Genomic DNA, 5,000 nt, shown 5'->3' on the forward strand with positions numbered 1-5,000 from the left:
AGCAGTGGTGGCTGTCGCCGCTGCTGCAAGGCATGTCGGAGAACACGGTGTACTTCGGCGCCAGCGCGCTCACCGCCGTGACCGACAACGCAGCGCTCACCTACCTCGCCTCGCTGGTGGACGGCCTGAGCGAGGAGTTCAAGTACTCGGTGGTGGCCGGCGCGGTGACCGGCGGCGGCCTCACCGTGATCGCCAACGCGCCCAACCCCGCCGGCTTCGCCATCCTGCGCTCGCACTTCGAGGACGAGGCGATCCATCCGCTGGGGCTGTTCCTGGCCGCGCTGCCCGCCACGCTGGTGGCGATGGCGGCGTTCCGGCTGCTGTAGGGAGGTGGCCATGACCGACTGGCTCGACGAACTGGCTGCGTGGTGGTCCGCGCTGCCGACGGAGTGGATGTTCCTGCTGGTGCTGCCGCTGCTGGTGGGCGCCGTGGGCCTGCTCGTGGACCGCGGCACCCAGGAGCGGGAACCGCGCCGCGCCGCCGCGCCGGCGCGCCGCCGGCCGCATCGCCAGCCGCGCGAGCAGTAGGTCCTCCTTCGCCCCCCCACCATAATCCTGCGCATCGCAGGAGGGGGGCAGAATGGACCGGCTGCAGTCGATGCGGGTGTTCCAGCAGGTGGTGGAGGAAGGCGGCTTCGCCGCGGCGGCACGCAAGCTGGGCCTGGCCACGGCGGTCGTCTCGCGGCTGGTGAGCGACCTCGAACAGCACCTGGGCGTTCGGCTGCTGCAGCGCACGACCCGCAGCCTCTCGCTGACGCAGGCCGGCGCCACCTACCTCGAGCGGCTGCGCGTGATCCTGGGCGAGATCGACACCGCCGAGGCCATGGTGCAGGACCAGGCCCAGGAAATGAGCGGCATCGTGCGGGTGCTGGCGCCGCCGATCGTGGCGGTGCACCTGCTGGCGCCGGCGGTGGTGGATTTCCAGCGCGAACATCCCGACGTGCGCGTGGACGTGCAGGTGGAGGATTCGCCCGACCCGGCGGTGCACGAGTACGACCTGGCGGTCCTCAGCGGCGCCACGACCATCGACCCCGGCTTCGTCGCACGCCCCATCATCTACAGCGAATCGGTGCTCTGCGCGTCGCCGGCCTACCTGCGCCAGCGCGGGGAGCCGGCCGCGCCGGAAGACCTGCTGCGCCACCGCGTGCTGCGCCTGCGCCTGCCGGCGACGCGGCTCGGCCCGTTGCGGCTGCTGGATCCGGCAAACGCGGACCACGTGCTGGAGGTGGACGTGGTGCCCGCCTTCACCGCCAACCACTCCGACACGCTGCTGCGCGCCATGCTGGAAGGCGGCGGCATCGGCACCCAGCCGATCGACATCATTGCGCCGCTGCTGGAGGCCGGCACGCTGCAGCGGGTGCTGGCGCCATGGATCACGGCCCGCCTGAGCCTGCTGGCCGCCATGCCGAGCCGCAAGTTCATGCCCTCGCGCACGCGCGCCTTCCTCGACCACCTGCTGCAGCACGCCCGCGGGACACTCGCCAACCTCGAGCTGGACCTGCCGCAGCCCTGATCTCCGTTGTTGCTGTTTCAGCAAAACCCGATGCGCATCCGGCCTCCCCTGGGCTGATGTGGGTCAAACGGGCGCCAGAGCGCGGTTTGGACAATTCCCGCATCCCGTGCTCAACTACTCGCCCCGGCGATCATTGCGGGCCCTGTGCGTAAACGCACATCGCAACGCCGGGCTGGTTCCCTACAGTGCGGGTTGCGCTGGCGGTCCGCCGCCGCCTGTCGAATCCACCGATTGACCCTGAAACCGAGAGAGAGACTCATGAACATCCGCAGCACCGTTTCGATCGCCATCGCCGCCGCCGGCCTGGCCCTGTCCGCCGTCTCGTTCGCGGCGCCGGCGCCGGCCCCCGCCGGCAACTACAAGGTCGATCCGGCCCACTCCGGCGCCTTCTTCGAGATCGGCCACATGGGCGGCATCAGCCGCTTCATGGGCCGCTTCAACGACATCGCCGGCGACCTGGTGGTGGACGCGCCCGAGAAGAGCAAGATCAACGTCACCATCAAGACCGACAGCGTCGACACCAACCACGAAGGCCTGAACAAGCACCTGAAGAGCCCCGACTTCTTCAACGCGGTGCAGTTCCCGACCCTGAGCTTCGTCTCCACCGGCGTCAAGCTCGATGGCAACGGCGAAGGCACCGTGGCCGGCAACCTGACGCTGCACGGCGTGACCAAGCCCGTGACGCTGAAGCTGAAGCACATCGGCTCCGGCAAGGGCATGAAGGGCGAGCAGCGCGTGGGCTACGTGGCCACGGGCACCATCAAGCGCACCGACTTCGGCATGACCTACGGCGTGCCGGGTGCGGCCACCGACGAAGTGGACCTGCGCATCGGCATCGAAGCCATCAAGCAGTAATCGCGTACCGGCCGGCCCCACGGGGCCGGCCACCCGTTCCCGAAGGAGTCGTCCATGCCCGAGAGTTCCCTCATGCTGCAGCTGCTGTGGCAGAGCGTCCTCGTCCCCGCGATCGTCGCCCTGGCCCTGCTGGCTGCGAGCCGCGCCTTGCGCCTGAACGCGGTGGTGGCCGTGGCCGCCGCCTTCATCGCTTCTTATTTCGCGACCCTGCACCAGCAGTGGTCGCTGGTGCCGCACGTGGCGCTGGACTGGATGCCGTGGATCGCGGTCGGCGCGGCCGCCGCGGCCCTGGGCGTGGAACGCAGTTCCTCCGGCGCGGCGCGCTTCGCGCTGCGACTGGTGGTCGGCCTCGTCGCCGCCACCATCGTGGTGTGGGGTGCGCTGGCCAGCCTCGGCGTGCCCAAGGCGGCCCTGGCGGCGGTGGTGGCCGCGGTGCTGATCGCTTTCGTCTGGAGCGCCTTCGCGAAGGCCCCCGAAGGCGGCGCCCGCAGCCCGCTGCTGCTGGCCGTGGTGGCCGGCGGCACCGGCCTGTCGCTGATGCTGGATTCCAGCCAGCAGATCGGCCAGCTCGGTGGCGCGCTGGCCGTGGCGCTGGGCGCCTGCATGCTGGTGAACCTGCCGAAGACCCGGGTGGCTTTTCCGCCCGCGGCGGCTGGCGTCGCGGTGGTACTGCTCGGTGCGTTGATCCTCAATGCGCACCTGTATGCCGGCTTCTCGCTCGGCTATGTGGCGCTGCTGGTGATCGCGCTACTGGCGGATGCGCTGCTCGCGGCCGGCGTGCGGCTCGGCGGCCGCGCCCCGAAGCCCAGCTCGTGGATCCCGGCCGCGGTGCTGACGGTGATTCCCGTGGCGGCCACCATCGCGATGGTGCTGAAGGCGGCGCAGGAGCACGGGGGGTATTGAGCCCCTAGTGGTGATGGCCGTGGCCGCCGCCATGGCCGCCATGACCGCCATGGCCACCTTCTCCGCCATATCCGCGCAGCTGCGCGTAGTGGCGCACCTGCTCGGGCCGCAGCAGCGCGGTCTGGGCGAGATGGGTCTTGAGGTGCTCGGCGCGCAGCTCGCCTTGCAGGCGGGCGATTTCGCCGGTGAGCTTGCGGATGGTGGCTTCGTCGGCGCGGCGGGCCGCGAACGCTTCGTCGAGCGCGCGCTCGGCATCCACAATCGACGCCCCTAGCTGGCGCGCCGCCGCCTTGTGCTCCGTCAGCAGCTTGCGCGTGGCGGCACGCTGCTCGCCGGTGAGCTGCAGCTGGTTGGCCAGCTCCATCACGTGCATCGGCCCGGGGTAGCCATTGAGCTCCGCGGCCTTCGCCAGGCCCATGCCCTTGCCTTCCAGCAGGTCCTGCCGCTCCTGGTCCGAGAGCGACTTGATTTCGCGCGCCTGCTGGCCCGCATAGGGGCTGGGCGTGCCCTGCGCCCACGCGGTCCCGGCCAGCGCGCCGGCCAGGATCAGGATCTTCAGCAACATCGTTGTCTCCGGTCGTCGTGGCATGGCCGCACGCCCCCATGGCGCAGGCCAGCTCCTCCACGGCCGCGATCATAGGCATCCGGCGGGAATGCGCCAGCCTCCGCGAGGCAGCGTCGGCCGCCCGCCGCAGCGGGCAGGGCGCGCTGGTTCCCGCCGCCGCAGGCGTGACAACGCGTCACTCCCGACAGCGCTCCCTCACACCTGCTTGCATTGCGCTGCTTCCCTTGTCGGGCGGCGCGCGCCTAGCATCTGCGCCATGCGACGGCGCGAGCCTCCACGCCGGGACTGGCCGGAGCCGCCCGCAGGCGGCCCCGCCCCGGACCGTTGCTACGCGCCGGAAACGCTGCTGGTGCCGAACGCCGCGCCGGGCGAGGAGGACGAGCGGGTGCGCGCCATCGTCTCGGCCCTGCCGGATGGCGCCGGGCCGTTGCGCCGCATCGGGATCTGCAATGCCGCCGGCGCGATCTACCGCGAGGTCGCCCTGCACGGGCCGGTACAGTTGCTCTACTTCTGGGCCGGGCTGAACGCGCTCGGCTACCGCCAGCGGACCCCCGAGGACCAGGCGTTTTCCAAGTACTGGCTGCTGTTCGGGCGCGAGGGCACAGAAAGACGGCCGCTGGATGGCGGCCGTTAAATAGGTACCTTCAGGTTAACGCAGAAGATTTATAACTCTGCATCGAAGCCCTGTCCAGTGGGCCTTTCGTAAAAACCTTCGCCCGTGCGCCTCCTCCTTGAGGACGATGCCCGGCGCCTCCGCGGGGCGCATCCTGCCGCTCCTGCGACCATGACACCCACCGCCCTCCAAGGCGGATCGCCCCGCAGCAGCCTGCTCGCCCGGCGTCCCCTGCACGAGGACGACGAGAAGCTCCTGCAGGTGATCGCCAGCCTGCCCACCGCGCCCTCGGGCGGCAGGCACGCCATTGCGGGCATCTGCAACCGCAACGGCCAGGTGTACCGGCGGGTGGAGCTGTTCAGCGCGCTCGAGCTGTTCGTGCTGATCGCGCGCCTGAACGCCCTTGGCTTCGTGCAGGAGTCCGGCATGCGCGCCGGCAAGCACGCCTACGACGTGGTGTTCCGCAAGCTGCCGAAGCGCCGCGACCCGGACGAGACCGGCACCTGAAGGACTTGCCGTCCAAGCCGGTCCAGGCCGTGCCCCGGCGTGCA

8 protein-coding genes are annotated in these 5,000 nt (G+C 70.6%); 7 read left to right on the forward strand and 1 reads right to left on the reverse strand.

Features of this window, described 5'->3' with window-relative positions; all coding sequences use genetic code 11:
• The 5 genes from VFM98_RS15015 to VFM98_RS15035 form a co-directional block, all read left to right on the forward strand.
• Nucleotides 1-326 (forward strand): putative Na+/H+ antiporter (locus VFM98_RS15015; protein ID WP_325110717.1); only part of this gene is annotated, 326 nt, incomplete at its 5' end.
• 10 nt (nt 327-336) lie between these two features.
• Nucleotides 337-528, forward strand: coding sequence for a hypothetical protein (locus VFM98_RS15020; RefSeq protein WP_325110718.1), 192 nt, complete (start codon nt 337-339; stop codon nt 526-528).
• 52 nt (nt 529-580) lie between these two features.
• Complete coding sequence (locus tag VFM98_RS15025) at nt 581-1,513, forward strand: LysR family transcriptional regulator (protein ID WP_325110719.1); 933 nt, start codon at nt 581-583, stop codon at nt 1,511-1,513.
• A gap of 258 nt (nt 1,514-1,771) precedes the next feature.
• Nucleotides 1,772-2,368 (forward strand): YceI family protein, encoded by a 597-nt coding sequence (locus VFM98_RS15030; RefSeq protein ID WP_325110720.1) that lies wholly within the window; start codon nt 1,772-1,774, stop codon nt 2,366-2,368.
• Between the two features lie 54 nt (nt 2,369-2,422).
• Nucleotides 2,423-3,271: a hypothetical protein gene (locus VFM98_RS15035; protein ID WP_325110721.1), complete on the forward strand. Its 849-nt coding sequence runs from the start codon at nt 2,423-2,425 to the stop codon at nt 3,269-3,271.
• A gap of 4 nt (nt 3,272-3,275) precedes the next feature.
• Here VFM98_RS15035 and VFM98_RS15040 read toward each other — a convergent pair whose 3' ends face one another.
• Nucleotides 3,276-3,836, reverse strand: a complete 561-nt coding sequence (locus VFM98_RS15040; protein WP_325110722.1) for a Spy/CpxP family protein refolding chaperone — start codon at nt 3,834-3,836, stop codon at nt 3,276-3,278.
• Nucleotides 3,837-4,092: 256 nt separating this feature from the next.
• On the opposite strand from VFM98_RS15040, the gene VFM98_RS15045 reads away from it, so the two are divergent.
• Together VFM98_RS15045 and VFM98_RS15050 are read left to right on the forward strand one after the other, a co-directional pair.
• Nucleotides 4,093-4,470, forward strand: a complete 378-nt coding sequence (locus tag VFM98_RS15045) for a hypothetical protein (protein ID WP_325110723.1) — start codon at nt 4,093-4,095, stop codon at nt 4,468-4,470.
• A 150-nt stretch (nt 4,471-4,620) separates the two neighbouring features.
• Nucleotides 4,621-4,956 (forward strand): hypothetical protein, encoded by a 336-nt coding sequence (locus VFM98_RS15050; protein WP_325110724.1) that lies wholly within the window; start codon nt 4,621-4,623, stop codon nt 4,954-4,956.
• The last annotated feature ends 44 nt before the right edge of the window (nt 4,957-5,000 follow it).

The sequence above is a fragment of the Ramlibacter sp. genome, from assembly GCF_035706265.1.
GTDB lineage: Bacteria > Pseudomonadota > Gammaproteobacteria > Burkholderiales > Burkholderiaceae_C > Ramlibacter.

Coding starts and splice junctions, on each gene's coding strand:
- VFM98_RS15020 (WP_325110718.1), top strand. CDS start 337: ATGACCGACTGGCTCGACGAACTGGCTGCGTGGTGGTCCGCGCTGCCG.
- VFM98_RS15025 (WP_325110719.1), top strand. CDS start 581: ATGGACCGGCTGCAGTCGATGCGGGTGTTCCAGCAGGTGGTGGAGGAA.
- VFM98_RS15030 (WP_325110720.1), top strand. CDS start 1,772: ATGAACATCCGCAGCACCGTTTCGATCGCCATCGCCGCCGCCGGCCTG.
- VFM98_RS15035 (WP_325110721.1), top strand. CDS start 2,423: ATGCCCGAGAGTTCCCTCATGCTGCAGCTGCTGTGGCAGAGCGTCCTC.
- VFM98_RS15040 (WP_325110722.1), bottom strand. CDS start 3,836: ATGTTGCTGAAGATCCTGATCCTGGCCGGCGCGCTGGCCGGGACCGCG.
- VFM98_RS15045 (WP_325110723.1), top strand. CDS start 4,093: ATGCGACGGCGCGAGCCTCCACGCCGGGACTGGCCGGAGCCGCCCGCA.
- VFM98_RS15050 (WP_325110724.1), top strand. CDS start 4,621: ATGACACCCACCGCCCTCCAAGGCGGATCGCCCCGCAGCAGCCTGCTC.